Raw genomic sequence first — 15,940 nt, 5'->3', positions numbered from 1 at the left:
CTCTGGGGCTCCGCCCCAGCCCCCGCTCCTCAATCGCCGGAGGGGCTGGAAGTTGGCGCTGAGGCCAGCCCCGTCAGGGGCGCGGGGAACTGCGCGCCCAGCCCCAACGCACCCGGCACTCTGGGGCTCCGCCCAGCCCCCGCTCCTCAAGCGCCGGAGGGGCTGGGTGTGGGCGCTGAGGCCAGCTCCCTCAGGGGCGCGGGGAACCGCGAAACCCCGTTCACTGATCGCCGGCACCCAGGGGACCGTCCAGCGCTTTGCGCCACCCGCGAACCGCCTCCGCGGAGACCGCCCCCGCCCACCCCCGGGGCCGGCTCGCCCCGCCGATGTGGAACGCCGTGATCCCGGCGCGCCGCAACCCGGCGACATGGTCGAGCCGCAACCCCCCGCCGACCAGGATCTGCTGCCCGTAACCAGGCTCCCCGTCCGCCGCCCGCGCGGCCTCCGCGAGCAGTACCTCGTACCCCTCGTCGACGCCCCCGGCCGCACCGGCGGTGAGGTACGTGTCGAGGCCGGGCAGGTCCGCGAGCTGCTTGCGCAGGGCGTCACGGTCCGCGGCCCGGTCGATCGCGCGGTGGAACGTCCACCGGCACCCGTCCAGTTCGGCCACGATCCGCTCGACGGCGACGAGGTCCGGCCCGCCGTGCGCGTCGAGGAACCCGAGCACGAACTCCCGCGCGCCCGCCTCCCGCAGCTCCCGCGCGGCCCGCGCGAGCCCCGCGACCTGTTCCCGGTCCCCGGCGGCGAAGCCGTCCGCGGCGCGCAGCATCACCCGTAGCGGGATGTCGACGGCGGCGCTGACCTCCGTGAACGTCCGTACCGACGGGGTGAGCCCGTCCGCCGCCATGTCGGTGACCAGTTCGAGCCGGTCCGCGCCCCCGGCCTGGGCGGCGGTCGCGTCCTCGGCGTCGAGGGCGATCACCTCCAGGACTGCACGCTTGGTCATGTGGCCTCAGGCTCCCGTCGCGTCGACCCGCCGGGGCGGCCGGAAGGGCAGCCCAGACCCCGGCGTATAGGTCTAGTCCAATGTCCCGCCCAGCCTACGCCGCGTGCACGGTGAACGCAGCCGTCCTGACCTCGCCGCCGTGCTTGAAGTCGAGGAAGAGACGGTACGTGCCGCTGCTCGGCGCGGTCGCGGTGAACGCGATCTCCGGGCCCGGCCGCCCCTCGTGCGGGTGAACGTGAAGGTACGCCAGGTCCCCCGAACGCAGGGCGACGAGGTGCCCGTACGCGCCGAGGTAGGGCTCCAGATCGGTGACGGGCCGCCCGTCCTTGCGCACGCTCAGCGTCAGCCGGCCCGCCTCGCCCGGCTTCAGCGCGCCGGTCAGCCGCACCTCGTAGCCGCCCTCGACGCGCGCGGTCGCCGTGTGCGCGGGCAGCGGCTCCGGCGCGTACGGCCCCGCGACGGCGAGGTCCGCGCCGAGCGTCAGGCCCTCCTTCTCGGCGGCCGGCGTGAAGTCCGCGAAGACCCGGTACGGGCCCGCCTTCGGCAGCTCCAGCGGCGTCGACCACGTACCGTCCGCCGCCCTGACCGGGTGCAGATGGCGGTACGCGGTCAGGTCCCGGGAGGCGACGATCAGATGGAGCTGCTTGCCGTGCTCGGTGCGGTACGCGGTCACGGGCTTGCCGGTGGCGTCCGAACGGACGGTGAAACGCAGCTCACCGGAGCGGCCGGGGAGGCGGTCGCGCGCGAGGTCGAGCGTGTAGCCGCGCTCGGAGACCTGGAGCCCGCCCGGGACCGGTGCGCCCTCGCCCGCCCCTTCCCCGGCCATCGCGTCGTGCCCGCCGTGGCCGCCGTGCCCGCCGTGCCCGGCCGTCTGGCGCTCCTGCGGGCCGACCGGTCCGACCCCGCTCCCCACCCCGTACGCGGTTCCGAACGTGGCGGCGACGGCGGCGGCGAACGCGGTGATCTTCAGTCCCGTACGCATGGCGTGCTCCTTGGGTCTCGGCTGGTCGCGGGGTCCGCGCGGGGTGGCGTCCGGCGGTGGGCTTCCGCGAGGGCGGTGTGTTCCCGATAGGTGCGACCATACCCCCCTGGGGTATTAAGTCAAGGCGGGGGACTCCCTTGCGTCTGATACCCCCCAGGGGTATAAAGGGGGGTGTTGGAAGGTACCCGCCCCGGGTACCCGTACGATCGGTGGTAGGCCGGTACGTACGTCACGCTCGTCCCAGGAGGCACACATGTCGGCGCACACCGTCGCACCGCCCGACCAGGTGGAACTCGCCATCGGCGGCATGACCTGCGCGTCGTGCGCCGCCCGTATCGAGAAGAAGCTGAACCGGATGGACGGCGTCGAGGCGACCGTCAACTACGCCACCGAGAAGGCCAAGGTCAGCTTCGCGGACGGGGTCGAGGTCGCGGACCTCATCGCCACCGTCGAGGCCACCGGATACACCGCGCACGAGCCCGCCCCGCCGGCCGCCGCGCCCGCCGAGGGCGAGACCCCGGCCGACGACGGCGCCGAGGAGCTGCGCCCGCTGCGCCAGCGCCTGATCACCGCCGTCACACTCGCCGTCCCGGTGATCGCCATGGCGATGATCCCGGCGCTTCAGTTCACGTACTGGCAGTGGCTGTCGCTGACGCTGGCCGCGCCCGTCGTCACGTACGCGGCCTGGCCCTTCCACAAGGCGGCGTTCACCAACGCGCGGCACGGCGCCGCGACCATGGACACGCTGATCTCGGTCGGCACCTCGGCCGCGTTCCTGTGGTCGCTGTGGGCGCTGTTCTTCGGCACCGCGGGCGAGCCCGGCATGACGCACCCCTTCGAGCTGACCATCGCCCGCAGCGACGGCGCCGGGAACATCTACCTGGAGGCCGCGGCCGGCGTCACCGCGTTCATCCTCGCCGGGCGGTACTTCGAGGCCCGCTCCAAGCGGAAGGCCGGCGCCGCGCTCAAGGCCCTGCTCGAACTCGGCGCCAAGGACGTCACCGTGCTGCGGGACGGCGGGCGCGAGGAGCGCGTCCCGGTCGGCGACCTGAAGACCGGCGACCGCTTCCTGGTCCGCCCCGGCGAGAAGATCGCCACCGACGGCACGGTCGTCGAGGGGTCCTCCGCGGTCGACGCGTCCATGCTCACCGGCGAGTCCGTGCCCGTCGAGGTCACCGCCGGCGACCCCGTCACCGGCGCCACGCTCAACGCGGGCGGCCGGCTCGTCGTCGAGGCCACCCGCGTCGGCGCCGACACCCAGCTCGCCCGCATGGCCCGGCTCGTCGAGGACGCGCAGAACGGCAAGGCCGCGGCCCAGCGCCTCGCCGACAAGATCTCCGCCGTCTTCGTCCCCGTCGTCATCGCGCTCGCCGTCGCCACGCTCGGCTTCTGGCTGGGCAACGGCGCGGGCTGGACCGCCGCGTTCACCGCCGCCGTCGCCGTACTGATCATCGCCTGCCCCTGCGCCCTCGGGCTCGCCACGCCGACCGCGCTCATGGTCGGCACCGGGCGCGGCGCGCAGCTCGGCATCCTCATCAAGGGCCCCGAGGTCCTGGAGACGACCCGCAAGGTCGACACGATCGTCCTCGACAAGACCGGCACCGTCACCACCGGCAAGATGACGCTGCTCGCCACGCACACCGCCGAGGGTGTCACCGAGGACGAGGCGCTGCGGCTCGCCGGTGCCCTGGAGCACGCCTCCGAGCACCCCATCGCGCAGGCCGTCGCCGCCGGTGCCGCCGAGCGCGTCGGGGCGTTGCCCGCGCCCGAGGACTTCGCCAACATCGCCGGGCTCGGCGTGCAGGGCGTCGTCGAGGGGCACGCCGTCCTCGTCGGACGCGAGCAGCTCCTCGCCCAGTGGGAGATCCGCCTGCCCGTCGAACTCGCCCGCGCCAAGGCCGACGCCGAAGCCGCCGGACGGACCGCCATCGCCGTCGCCTGGGACGGCGCGGCCCGCGCCGTCCTCGAAGTCGCCGACGCGGTCAAGGACACCAGCGCGGAGGCCGTACGGCGGCTGCGGGGGCTCGGTCTGCGGCCCGTCCTGCTCACCGGGGACAACGAGGCCGTCGCCCGCGCCGTCGCCGCGGAGGTCGGCATCGACGCCGATGACGTCATCGCGGAGGTCCTGCCCGAGGACAAGGTCGCCGTCGTCAAGCGGCTCCAGGGGGAGGGGCGGTCCGTGGCGATGGTCGGGGACGGCGTCAACGACGCGGCGGCGCTCGCGCAGGCGGATCTCGGGCTCGCGATGGGGACGGGGACCGACGCGGCCATCGAGGCGGGGGATCTGACGCTCGTACGCGGGGATCTGGGGGCGGCCGTCGATGCGATTCGGCTGGCTCGGCGGACCCTGGGCACGATTCGGTCCAACCTGTTCTGGGCGTTCGCTTACAACGTGGCGGCGTTGCCGTTGGCCGCGGCGGGGCTTTTGAACCCGATGATCGCCGGGGCGGCCATGGCGTTCTCGTCGGTCTTCGTGGTGGCCAACAGCCTCCGTCTCCGGGGCTTCACCCCCCGCCCCTGACGCTTCCCTCCGGGGGTTTCCAGCGGGCCCCCCTTCCCGTCGCCCTCCACCTGCGCCCCGGTGGGGGGCGCCCGCGGGCTGCCCCCTGGCGTAGTCGTTCACCTTTCGCCCGGTGGGTGGCTGATCGCGCAGTTCCCCGCGCCCCTTCGGGGCACGACCGTGCGTGGTCGTCCTCCGGCCGGTGGGGCTTCTCGCGCAGTTCCCCGCGCCCCTGAAGCATGCACTGCGTGCAGCTTCCCCTGAGGAAGCGGGGCTCCGCCCCAGCTCCCTCCGATGGAGGTGGCGACGCAGTCGCCCCTCCCGCTCCCTCCGGGGGGAGGGTGCGACGCAGTCGCCCCTCCAGGGGCGCGGGGAACTGCGCGCTCAGCCACGACGAAAGTCGAGGATCCCCACCGGCAGAGCCACCCACCCACCTGAGGGGCGCGGGGAACTGCGCACTCAGCCACGACGAGAGTCGAGGAAACCCACCGGCCGGAGCCACCCACTCACCCAGCGCGCCGGGAACTGCGCGGGTCGCCGCGATGGGCGTCGCCTTCAACCCTGGGCCAGGTGGGGGCCTCCCCGCGATAGGGTGACCCCGTGTGATCACCCACCCACCCCGCGTAAGCGCCCCGTACCTTCTCCTGGCCGCCTCCGCCCTAGGAACCGTCACGCTGGCCGCAGCCACCCACGCCCAGATGGCGGACATCCTCGTCTACAGAGCGGAAGGCGCAGCCGCCCTCGCCCGCTCGGGCCTGTACGACTTCACCGTCACCCGGTGGAACCTCCCCGCGACCTACCCCCCGTTCGCCGCGCTCCTGTTCACGCCGACGGCACTCCTCCCCCTGCCCGCCCTGAAGGCCGCCTTCCTGCTGGCGAACATCGCCCTGACCGGCGTCCTGGTCCACCTCTCCGGCCGACTGGCCGGAACGCCCCCCAGCAGGGCCGCCCTGTGCACGATCACGGCCGCCGCGCTCTGGCTTGAGCCGGTGTTCCAGACCGTGCTGTTCGGCCAGATCAACCTCGCGCTCGCCTGTCTGATCCTGTGGGACCTGACCCGCCCGGAGGGCGCCCGCGCCAAGGGCGTCGCCGTCGGGATCGCGGCCGGGATCAAGCTCACCCCGGCCGTGTTCATCGTCCACCTGTTCCTGACGGGCCGGCGCAGGGAAGCCGCGTACGCGACCGCCGCCCTCACCGGCACGGTGGCGCTCGGCGCGCTGGTGCTGCCGGCGGCGAGCGCCGAGTTCTGGACGCGGCGGCTGTGGGAGACGGGCCGCGTCGGCAAGGCGTGGATCGTCGACAACCAGTCACTTCAGGGGCTGATCGCCCGCGCCCTGCACACCGCCGACCCGGGCCCGCTGTGGGCGGTCCCGGCCGCGCTGACGGCGGTCGCCGGGCTGTACGCGGCCCGCAATGCCCGTACCCCCGCGCACGGCCTGGTCCTGACGGCGCTGACCGCGCTGCTCGTCTCGCCGATCAGCTGGTCCCACCACTGGGTGTGGTGCGTACCGCTGCTCGCCCTGCTGTGGGCGCGCGGGCATCGCCGTACGGTGTACGCGCTCGCGCTGGTCTTCACCGCCCGCACGATGTGGCTGCTGCCCCACCAGGGCGACCTGGACCTGCGGCTGCCCTGGTGGCAGCAGCCGCTGGCCGCGCCCTACCCCCTGCTCGGGCTCGCGCTGATCGCCGCGTGGGGTCAGCTCTCGGCGAGGAGGTCGTCGGCGTCGACGATGCGGTACGCGTAACCCTGCTCGGCGAGGAAGCGCTGGCGGTGGGCCGCGAAGTCCTGGTCGATGGTGTCGCGGGCGACGACCGAGTAGAAGCGGGCCTCGTGCCCGTCGGCCTTCGGGCGCAGCACCCGGCCGAGGCGCTGCGCCTCCTCCTGCCGGGAGCCGAACGTGCCGGACACCTGGATGGCGACCGTCGCCTCGGGCAGGTCGATGGAGAAGTTGGCGACCTTGGAGACGACGAGCACGCTGATCTCGCCCTGCCGGAACGCCTCGAACAGCTTCTCCCGTACCGCGTTCGTCGTCTCGCCCTTGATGACGGGCGCGTCGAGGTGCGCGCCGAGTTCGTCGAGCTGGTCGATGTACTGGCCGATGACGAGGGTCTGCTCGCCCGCGTGCTTGCGCACCAGCGCCTCGGTGACCTTGCGCTTGGTCGCGGTCGTCGCGCAGAAGCGGTACTTCTCCTCGGCCTCGGCGGTGGCGTAGGCGAGCCGCTCGGAGTCGGTGAGGTTGACGCGGACCTCGACGCAGTCGGCGGGCGCGATGTAGCCCTGCGCCTCGATCTCCTTCCACGGCGCGTCGAACCGCTTCGGGCCGATCAGCGAGAACACGTCCGACTCGCGGCCGTCCTCGCGCACCAGCGTCGCCGTCAGACCGAGGCGGCGCCGGGCCTGGAGGTCGGCGGTGAACTTGAAGACGGGCGCGGGCAGCAGATGCACCTCGTCGTAGACCACGAGCCCCCAGTCGCGGGAGTCGAACAGCTCCAGGTGCGGGTAGACGCCCTTCCGCTTGGTCGTGAGGACCTGGTACGTGGCGATGGTGACGGGACGGATCTCCTTCTTCGTCCCGCTGTACTCGCCGATCTCGTCCTCGGTCAGCGAGGTCCGCTTGACCAGCTCGTGCTTCCACTGGCGGGCCGAGACGGTGTTCGTGACGAGGATCAGCGTCGTCGCCTTGGCCTGCGCCATCGCGCCCGCGCCGACCAGCGTCTTGCCCGCGCCGCAGGGCAGCACGACGACGCCGGAGCCGCCGTGCCAGAACCCCTCCACGGCCTGCTTCTGGTACGGGCGCAGCGACCAGCCGTCCTCGGCCAGCTCGATGGGGTGCGCCTCGCCGTCGACGTACCCGGCGAGGTCCTCGGCGGGCCAGCCGAGCCTCAGGAGGGTCTGCTTGATCTGGCCGCGCTCGGAGGGGTGCACGGCGACGCTGTCGGCGTCGATGCGGGCGCCGACCAGCGGCTGGACCCGCTTCGAACGCAGGATCTCCTCAAGCACCGGGCGGTCGGTGGTGGTGAGGACGAGGCCGTGCGCGGGGTGCTTGGACAGGGTGAGGCGGCCGTAGCGGTCCATCGTCTCGGCGATGTCGACGAGCAGCGCGTGCGGCACGGGGTAGCGGCTGAACTCGACGAGTGCGTCCACGACCTGCTCGGCGTCGTGCCCGGCCGCACGCGCGTTCCACAGGCCGAGCGGGGTGAGGCGGTAGGTGTGGATGTGCTCGGGGGCCCGCTCCAGCTCGGCGAAGGGCGCGATGGCCCGGCGGCAGTCGTCGGCCCGCTCGTGATCGACTTCGAGGAGCAGGGTCTTGTCGGACTGGACGATGAGAGGACCGTTCACGCGGCGGCACCCTTTCTGCATGGCATGGCCCGGTGAGGCCAAACGTCCAGTGTGCCGCATGAGCCCGCCCCGGCGCCGTGACGCGGGTCGCGTCCGGGCGCCGCTCAGGGCGTGCCGTCGGCCTCCTGGTCCAGTTCCGCCACGCCGGTCACCCGGTGCAGGGGATACGTACGGACCTCGTCGGCCGTGTGGTCGTACGCAGTGACGAAGCCGCCCTCCACCCGGATCGGGGCGATGACGCGCTGGCTGGCCGCGCCCTCCGCGTTGACGTAGCCGATCCACACGGCCTCGCCCGTCAGCACCGCCGCCTGCATCGTGGCGAGGGTGTCGGCGGCGGACGTGCGGGGCAGCTCGCCGTCGCCGGGGCGGGCCGGGGCGACCGGCTTGCGCGGCGCGGTCGCCGCCAGATCACCGGCCCGCATCGCGCGGATCGCCGCCCGCAGCAGCCCGTCCTCCGGCAGCGCGGGCCCGTCCGGCACCGGCTCGGGCGCCGTGCGCGGCGGGGTGCGGTGGGCGTGGGCGCGCGTGATCAGCACATCGCCCTCCGGCGTCTCCGCGGCCGGCGCGAACCCCATCGCCCGCAGCCCTTCGAGGAGCGTGCCCGGATCGGCCTGCGCCGCCAGTACGGTCGGCGCCAGCCTGCGCAGCCGCAGCGGCTGCGCCCGCTTGTCCGCGAGGATCTCGCCGAGCACCGCGTCGTCGTCGCAGCGCACGTACGCGCTCGCCGCGCCGATCCGCAGCCGCCCGTGCCGCCGCGCCACATCGTCGATCAGATACGAGAGCGGCTGCGGCACCGGCGTACGGGAATGCTTCGTCAGCCAGTCATGCAGGTCGGACGCGGTCCGGCCGGCGTCGAGCGCGCGCCGCACCGAGCCCGGAGTGAACCGGTACACCGTCGCCCCGCCCTTCGACTCCACGTCCGCGAGCACCGCCAGCGCCTCCGCCAGCGGGCGCTCCAGCGGGCCCGGCGCGACCGCCGTCAGATCCGCCTGGAGCAGGACGTGGTCCAGCGGCTCCGGCAGCAGCGGCGCGAGCTGCGCGCCCGCGCGGGCCGCCGTCACCGCCGCCTCCGCCGGGGACAGCGCCCCGGCGCCCTCCGCGACCCCGGCCAGCGTCCGGCCGTGCTCCGCCAGCGCGCCGCGCCCGGTCACCCCGATCAGCTCCGCCTCCGCGAGCGTCCAGCGGGCCAGCCGCGTGCGCAGGTCGAGGGAGGCCGTCGACGGGCGCTCCCACGTCAGGCGCTCCACCACCGAGTCCGGCTCGGGCGCCGCGCCGGCCGGGAGATCGGCGAGCAGCGCGAGGACCCGGTGGCGGATCTCGGGCGCCGCCGACCGGTCCAGATGCGGGCCGAGCGCCGACAGGGTGCGGTCCCGGCTGTCCCGGCCGCCGACCAGGCCCGACGTGCGGGTCGCCGTCAGCCACGCCGCCGCGAGCCGCGTCCACCGCTCGGCGGGCGGGCGCCGCAGCCACTCGTCGTACGCCGGGGTCGCCGCGTACCGCTCGTCGGCCTCGCCGTCGGACGCCAGCAGGCCCGCCGCGTAGGCCAGTTCGACCCAGAACGCGGCCGTCCGCTCCGTCGTGTCCAGCGCCGCCGCCGTCCGTTTCAGGTCCCGTACGCTCAGGCCGCCGGCCCGCAACACCGCCGGACCGCCCTCGTCCCAGTCCTTCAGCAGCTCCTCGACCGTCGTCAGCGCCGTGTACGCCTGCGCCGCGGCCGCCGCGTCCACCACCTGCGGGCGGTGCGTGCCCTTGACCGCGACCTCCGGCGGCACCGGCTCCAGCACGCGGTGCGCCCGTCCGCCGCGCAGATGCAGCGCCGCCTCCCGGGGCAGCACCACGGTGCCCGGCGTCGTCGGCACGAGCAGCGCCCGGTCGAGCAGCCAGCGCAGATGGGCGGCCGGGCGGGCGGTGACCTGGCCGTAAGGCGGGCCCCACACCAGGCGGTTGAGCACCTCCACCGACTCCGCGGGCGCCTCGTCCAGCAGCGCCGACATCCGCTCCGGCGACGTGAACAGCTCCGTCAGCGCCGCCACCGCCGACACCGGGTCGTGCGTCGAGGGCAGCCCGGCCGCGGCCACGATCTCCTGGAGGCGGGTCGGTGACATCCCCGAAGTGGCCTCCGCGACCGTCGGGCCGAGGCCCGTGGGGGAGGGGTGCTGCGGCGCCGGCGCGAGCAGCTCCCGCGCCGTCCGTACGAGCCTGAGCTGGTCGTCACCGCCCCAGGCCAGCGCCTGTTCGCGCAGCGTGGCGACGGCGTCGGGCAGGGCGCGGGCGGCTTCGTCGCCGGGCAGCAGCGCGCTCAGGCCCTCGTACGTGGTCGGCTCCGGCGCCACCGCGAGGGCCTGCGCCACCTGGGCCGTGAAACGGTCGAGGCGGTCCAGGGCGCGGACCACGGAGGCGCGGGTCGCGGCCCGGGTCGCCAACTGGGTCATGTCGCCGGGGAGCGGGCCCAGCAGGTCGGGGCGGGCGCGCAGGAGGCGGGACAGGGAGGCGTCGGATCGCCGCCGCAGGGCTTCCGCGAGGGAGCGGGGGGAGGGCTGCTGGTCGTCGGCGCTCATCTCCCCCACGTTAGCGCTCCGCTCCCCGCACCCAGCCTCCCAGCACCCCGCGCCTCCATCGGACCTGCCCCCGAGCCCTGTTCGTCACCTGCGGGTGGGTGGTGGCTGGCCGCGCAGTTCCCCGCGCCCCTGAGGGGGTGCCCCCTGGCGTTGCCTGTTTGCCTGCGGCTGGGTGGGGCTTCTCGCGCAGTTCCCCGCGCCCCTGAAGCATGCACTTCGTGCAGCTTCCCCTTTGGGAAGCGGGGCTTCGCCCCTGCTCCCCAGGGGGGAGGGTGCGACGCAGTCGCCCCTCCAGGGGCGCGGGGAACTGCGCGAGCAACCACGACGAATGTCGAGGAATCCCACCGGCCGGAGCCACCCACCCACCTCAGGGGCGCGGGGAACTGCGCGATCAGCCACGACGAATGTCGAGGATCTCCACCGGCCGGAGCCACCCACCCACCTCAGGGGCGCGGGGAACTGCGCGAGCGGCCACGACGAGAGTCGAGGAAACCCACCGGCCGGAGCCACCCAAACCCCCCGGATCGGGGTAACGTCACGTTGTCAACTGCACCACCCCGGAGGGGACTTCGTGGGGATCGAGAGCGACCAGCTGGTCTTCGACTACCTGAGCCGGATCGGCGACCTGGCCCAGCAGCGCCAGATGCCATCCGCCACCCGCATGCGCCTGGTCACAGAACTCCGCGGCGAGATCGACCGCCGCAGAGCCAAGGTCACCGTCGACAGCCCCGCCGCGATCCGCCGCCTGCTGGACAGCCTCGGCACGCCCGACGCCATCGTGCGGGACGCCCAGGACGGCGGCGGTACGAAGACACGGGGTGACGACCCGGCCGCCCCGTTGACCCGCCCCGTCCCCGAACAGCGCCCCGGCAGCGCCCTGGACGCCCTGCGCCGCAAGGTTCCGCGCCCCCGCCGCACCCCCCGCCCGGAGGGGGAGCGGGCGCCCCGCGACCAGGACGTCCCCTCGCCCCCGCATCTCGCGGGCCCCGACGAACTCGGTTCGGGCATGGCGGACATCGACTGGTGGCGCGTCGACGGCACCGGCGCCCAGTCGCTGACCGAGATCGACAGCGTTCCCGGGTTCGTCGGCGGCGTCGAGATCCCGGACATCCTCAAGCCCCCGCCCAAGGACGGCCCCGACCTGCGCAAACGGCCCCAGAAGCCGGCCGTGGACGAGGACGCCGAGGAGGAAGAGGAAGAAGACGAGGACGCCGGTGTCGAGGAAGCCGGCGCCCGTTCCCGGCGGCTGGCCGGCATGCGCCGCCTCCCGCGCCTGACCCCCACCGCCGGCTGGACCAACCCGCTGCTGCTGCTCGCCGCCGCGTCCCTCGTCGCGGGCGCCGTCCTCGGCAACATCCCGGCGCTCGTGGCCGGCTGGGGCGTCGCCTATCTGTCCCGGCGTCTGACGGAGAGCCAGCGCAAGTGGGCGGTGCTCGGACTGCCCGGCCTGAGCGTGGCGGGCGGTGCCGTCTGGCTGTGGGGCCGTACTCAGGGCCGTTGGGGCGAGCCGATCGCTGACGGCGCCATGACCGGCGCGCTCGCCGACACCTGGCCGTGGGTGCTGCGCGGCGCGGCCGTCGCCTCGGCGCTGTATCTGGTCTGGCGCTCCCAGCGCCCCCGCGTCTGACGTGCGAGGTGCCGCAGGTCAAGTCAGGTCGGAGCGGAGTTCGTCGAGGATCTGGGCGGCGGCGGTGTAGCCGATGCCCTGGAGCCAGAGCTGGTCGTCGACCTGGAACACCTTGCCGTCCCGTACGGCCTTCAGGTGCCGCCACAGCCCGCTCGTCGTCGCCTCGGTGACCTTCGCGCGCGACGGATTGCCGTACGTGGACGTGAAGATGACGTCGGCGTCGGCCTGGTCGATCCGCTCGGGGCTGATGTCGTAGGAGAAGCCGTCCTTCGCCTTGTCGACGATCGCGGGCCGCCCGAGGCCGACGTCGGCGAGGACCGTGCCGATGTAGTTCTTGCGGCCGTAGATCCGGATGTCGGCGCCCTCGACGAAGCGGACGACGTTCACCTTCGTGCGCCCGGCGCGTGCCGCCCCGCCGAGCGCCTTCGTCACGGCCGCCGCATGACGCTCGTACCGCTTGATGACGGCGTGGGCCTCGCGGGTCCTGCCGAGCGCGTCGGCATGGACGAGGAAGTTCCGCTTCCAGGGGTAGCCGGTGGTCTCGGTGAGGACGGTCGGGGCGATGGCGCTGAGCTGCCGGTAGCGCTGCCCGTCACGGACCTCGCTGCTGAGGATGAGGTCGGGCTTGAGCCCGGCGATCTTCTCCAGGTCCGGGCTGCCGATGTCCCCGACCTCGGTGATCCCGCCGGTGCGGGACTTCGGCAGGTACGAGGGGAACGCGGAGCCGCCGCCCGCGCGCGTCGCGCCGACCGGTACGACGCCGAGGGTGAGCGCGGAGTCCAGCTCGGCGGTGTCGAGGACGACGACCCGGCGCGGCCGGCTCTCGACCTTCACGTCACCCATGGCCGTGCGCACGGTGTGCGTACCGCCGCCGCCCGGGCTCGCCGCGCCCCCGCCGCCGCCCCCGGACGAGGCACTGCATCCCGCGAGCGCGAGAGAGAGCACCACCGCGCACACCCCGAGCCGTCCGCCGCCGCCCACGCCCGAACTCCCCTTCCCCGAAGGCCGTCGCACCCCGCAACGATCCCCGCCCCCGCCCGCCTCAAACCGCCCGCGCGCGCCTCACCCGGCGGCGGCCCACGGCGCTCCGGGCACCACCAGCGGCGAGCCCGTGACCGGGTCCGGCACGACCACGCACTCCAGGCCGAAGACCTCCCGTACCAGCTCGGCGGTGACCACCTCGGCGGGCGGGCCCTCCGCGACGATCCGGCCCGCCTTCATGGCGACGAGGTGGTCGGCGTAGCGGGCCGCCTGGTTCAGATCGTGCAGCACGACCGCGACCGTACGGCCCCGGTCGTGGTTCAACTGCCGTACGAGGTCCAGGACCTCGACCTGATGGGAGATGTCGAGGAACGTCGTCGGCTCGTCGAGCAGCAGGATCTCCGTCTCCTGCGCGAGCGCCATGGCGATCCACACCCGCTGGCGCTGGCCGCCCGACAGCTCGTCCACGTTCCGGTCGGCGAGCGCCGCGACGTCCGTACGCTCCATCGCCTCCGTCACCGCCTTCTCGTCGGCGTCGGACCACTGCTGCCACCAGTGCTGATGCGGCTGGCGGCCGCGCGAGACGAGGTCGGCGACCGTGATCGCCTCGGGCGCCGACGGCGACTGCGGCAACAGCCCGACCTGCTGCGCGATCTTCTTCGTGGGCAGCTCGGCGAGCGCCTTGCCGTCGAGCAGGACCTGCCCGCCCGCCGGCTTGAGCAGCCGGCCGAGGGCGCGCAGGGTGGTCGACTTGCCGCACGCGTTCGGGCCGACGATGACCGTGACCCGCCCGTCGGGCACGCTCAGGTCCAGGCTCTCGACCACCGTGCGGTCGTCGTAGGCGAGCGTGAGGGCGCGGGCCGTGAGCCGGCTCATGAGGTGCCTCCGGGGCGACGGGAGCGGATGATCAGCCAGATCAGGTACGGGGCTCCCACGGCCGCCGTCAGCACGCCGACCGGCAGCTCGGTGGGGGAGAACAGACGGCGCGCCAGCAGATCCCCGAGGACCACGATCACCGCGCCGAGCAGCGCCGAGCACAGCAGCGGGATCTGCGCGGTACGGGTCAGGCGGCGGGCGATCTGCGGCGCGAGCAGCGCCACGAAGTCCACGGGCCCGGCCGCGCCCGTCGCCAGGGAGGCGAGGACGACCCCGAGCGCCGCGAGACCGAGCCGGACCCGGCCGAGCCGCACGCCGAGCGCGACCGCCGTGTCGTCGTCGAGGCCGGCCGAGCGCTGCGCCCGCGCCGCCCACGCCACGCACGGGGTGAGCGCGAGCAGCGTCCACGCCAGCGGGGTCGCCTCGGCCCAGCCGCGCCCGTTGAGCGAGCCGGTCATCCAGATCTGCGCCTGCTGGGCGACCAGGTAGTCGCCCTTGGTCATGAACAGGGTGGTCACCGAGCGCAGGGCGATGGCGAACCCGATGCCGATCAGCACGAACCGGGTCGCGTGCAGCCCGCCCCGCCACGCGAAGGCGTAGACGAGGGCCGCCGCGAGGACACCGCCCGCGATCGACACGTACGGCAGCACGGCGTACGAGGTGAGGCCGAAGGTCATCGCGGCGACCGTGACCGCGCTCGCGCCCTGGCTGACACCGATGATGTCGGGGCTGGCCAGCGGGTTGCGGGCGACGGTCTGGATCAGGCCGCCCGCCACCCCGAACGCGGCCCCCACCAGCAGCCCCACCGCGAGGCGCGGCTCGCGCAGCGTGCCGACGACCAGTTCGTCGGGGGAGGGCTGCCCGGTGAGCACCTTGAAGACCTCGGCGGGCCCGACGAACGTCTCGCCGACGCACAGGTACGCGACACAGACCGCCGCGAGCAGCACTGCGAGGACCCCCGCGACCACGGCCGACCTGCGGTGCAGCAGGAACCGCGCCCGCCCTGCCCGCACCACCCGGTACCCGGCGGGCCGCACGCTTCCCATGGTCCGTACGGAGGTGCCGCTCATGCCGGGACCGCCTTCCTGCGGACGAGGGCCACGAGGAACGGGACGCCGATCAGGGCCGTCATCACCCCGGCCGGGACCTCGCTCGGCGGGAAGATCACCCGGCCGACCGTGTCGGAGACCAGCAGCATCACCGGCCCGGTCAGCGCCGCCATCGGCAGCAGCCAGCGGTGCTCGGAGCCGACGAGGGCGCGCGCGATGTGCGGCACGGCGAGCCCGATGAACGCGATGGGCCCGGCGGCGGCCACCCCGACCCCGGTCAGCACGGTCGCGCCGAGCCCGCCGACGATCCGTACCGCCGCGACCCGCTGCCCGAGGCCCCGGGCGACGTCCTCGCCGAGCGCCAGCGCGTCCAGGCCCCGCGCCACGCAGCACACCAGCACCGCTCCGGCCAGCAGGAACGGCCAGACCTGGGCGACGAGCGCCGCGTCCCGGCCCGACAGCGAGCCCACCTGCCAGAACCGGAACTCGTCCAGCGCCGACGCCTTCGTGGTGAGGACGGCGGTGGTGACGGAGACGAGCAGCGCGTTGATCGCGGCGCCGCCGAGCGCCAGCTTGACCGGCGTCGCGCCGCCCCGGCCCCGCGAGGCGATCGCGTACACGGCGACGGAGGCGATGCCCGCGCCCGCGAACGCGATCCACACGTACCCGGTGAGGGTGTGGACGCCGAGGTAGGCGATGGCGAGGACGACGCCGACGGAGGCGCCCTGGCTGATGCCGAGGATGCCGGGGTCGGCGATGGGGTTGCGGGTGATGCCCTGCAGGACCGTTCCGGCGAGGGCGAGGGCCGCGCCGACCATCACCCCGATCAGCGTGCGCGGCACCCGCAGTCCCCGTACGACCTCGGCGGCGTCGCTGTGGCCGCCGTGCACGAGCGCGTCGAACACGGCGGAGGGGGCCACCGCGCGGGCGCCGACCGCGAGGCTCAGCAGCACCGCGAGCGCCAGCGCCACGGCCGCCGCCACGATCATGACGGCGCGGCGTCCGACGGGCATGGCACGGCCTCTCGCTCGCAGGGTTGGTAAGGCTTGGCTAACCAAGGGAGTGGGGGCCTATCGTATGC

General features: G+C 74.3%; 11 protein-coding genes. 3 read left to right on the top strand and 8 right to left on the bottom strand.

All coding sequences use genetic code 11. The features are described 5' to 3' along the window. Positions 1–220: 220 nt before the first annotated feature. Both ACZ7LY_RS08665 and ACZ7LY_RS08660 read right to left on the bottom strand, forming a co-directional pair. Entirely contained in the window at positions 221–946 is a 726-nt protein-coding gene (locus tag ACZ7LY_RS08665; protein ID WP_471623786.1) for a copper homeostasis protein CutC, read from the bottom strand. Between the two features lie 94 nt (positions 947–1,040). Beyond that, positions 1,041–1,928: a hypothetical protein gene (locus tag ACZ7LY_RS08660; protein WP_471623785.1), complete on the bottom strand. Its 888-nt coding sequence runs from the start codon at positions 1,926–1,928 to the stop codon at positions 1,041–1,043. A 253-nt stretch (positions 1,929–2,181) separates the two neighbouring features. Here ACZ7LY_RS08660 and ACZ7LY_RS08655 point away from each other — a divergent pair, with 253 nt between their 5' ends. Beyond that, the gene (locus tag ACZ7LY_RS08655; RefSeq protein WP_471623784.1) at positions 2,182–4,449 is read left to right on the top strand and encodes a heavy metal translocating P-type ATPase; all 2,268 of its coding nucleotides are present in this window, start codon (positions 2,182–2,184) and stop codon (positions 4,447–4,449) included. A 581-nt stretch (positions 4,450–5,030) separates the two neighbouring features. Further along, positions 5,031–6,173 (top strand): glycosyltransferase 87 family protein, encoded by a 1,143-nt coding sequence (locus ACZ7LY_RS08650; RefSeq protein WP_471623783.1) that lies wholly within the window; start codon positions 5,031–5,033, stop codon positions 6,171–6,173. Here the strand turns inward: ACZ7LY_RS08650 and ACZ7LY_RS08645 are convergent. After that, positions 6,125–7,768 carry a DNA repair helicase XPB gene (locus tag ACZ7LY_RS08645; protein ID WP_471623782.1) on the bottom strand — a complete coding sequence of 548 codons (1,644 nt, stop codon included), beginning with the start codon at positions 7,766–7,768 and terminating at the stop codon, positions 6,125–6,127. The two genes, ACZ7LY_RS08650 and ACZ7LY_RS08645, sit on opposite strands and share 49 nt — an antisense overlap. A 104-nt stretch (positions 7,769–7,872) precedes the next feature. Further along, entirely contained in the window at positions 7,873–10,326 is a 2,454-nt protein-coding gene (locus ACZ7LY_RS08640) for a helicase-associated domain-containing protein (RefSeq protein WP_471623781.1), read from the bottom strand. A gap of 571 nt (positions 10,327–10,897) precedes the next feature. Between ACZ7LY_RS08640 and ACZ7LY_RS08635 the strand changes: the two genes are divergently transcribed. Further along, positions 10,898–11,953, top strand: a complete 1,056-nt coding sequence (locus ACZ7LY_RS08635) for a hypothetical protein (protein ID WP_471623780.1) — start codon at positions 10,898–10,900, stop codon at positions 11,951–11,953. 18 nt (positions 11,954–11,971) lie between these two features. Here ACZ7LY_RS08635 and ACZ7LY_RS08630 read toward each other — a convergent pair whose 3' ends face one another. From ACZ7LY_RS08630 to ACZ7LY_RS08615, 4 genes are all read right to left on the bottom strand, one after another. Beyond that, on the bottom strand, positions 11,972–12,934 hold the full coding sequence (locus ACZ7LY_RS08630; protein ID WP_471623779.1) for an ABC transporter substrate-binding protein: 963 nt from the start codon (positions 12,932–12,934) through the stop codon (positions 11,972–11,974). Between the two features lie 81 nt (positions 12,935–13,015). After that, on the bottom strand, positions 13,016–13,810 hold the full coding sequence (locus tag ACZ7LY_RS08625; protein ID WP_471623778.1) for an ABC transporter ATP-binding protein: 795 nt from the start codon (positions 13,808–13,810) through the stop codon (positions 13,016–13,018). Then, positions 13,807–14,880 carry a FecCD family ABC transporter permease gene (locus ACZ7LY_RS08620; RefSeq protein WP_471623777.1) on the bottom strand — a complete coding sequence of 358 codons (1,074 nt, stop codon included), beginning with the start codon at positions 14,878–14,880 and terminating at the stop codon, positions 13,807–13,809. Before ACZ7LY_RS08620 ends, ACZ7LY_RS08625 begins: the two co-directional genes overlap by 4 nt. Then, complete coding sequence (locus tag ACZ7LY_RS08615; protein WP_471623776.1) at positions 14,877–15,872, bottom strand: FecCD family ABC transporter permease; 996 nt, start codon at positions 15,870–15,872, stop codon at positions 14,877–14,879. The genes ACZ7LY_RS08620 and ACZ7LY_RS08615 overlap by 4 nt, the downstream gene beginning before the upstream one ends. Positions 15,873–15,940: the final 68 nt, after the last annotated feature.

It is taken from the genome of Streptomyces sp. NPDC107550 (assembly GCF_055639095.1).
This window is presented reverse-complemented; position numbering and strand designations above follow the sequence as displayed.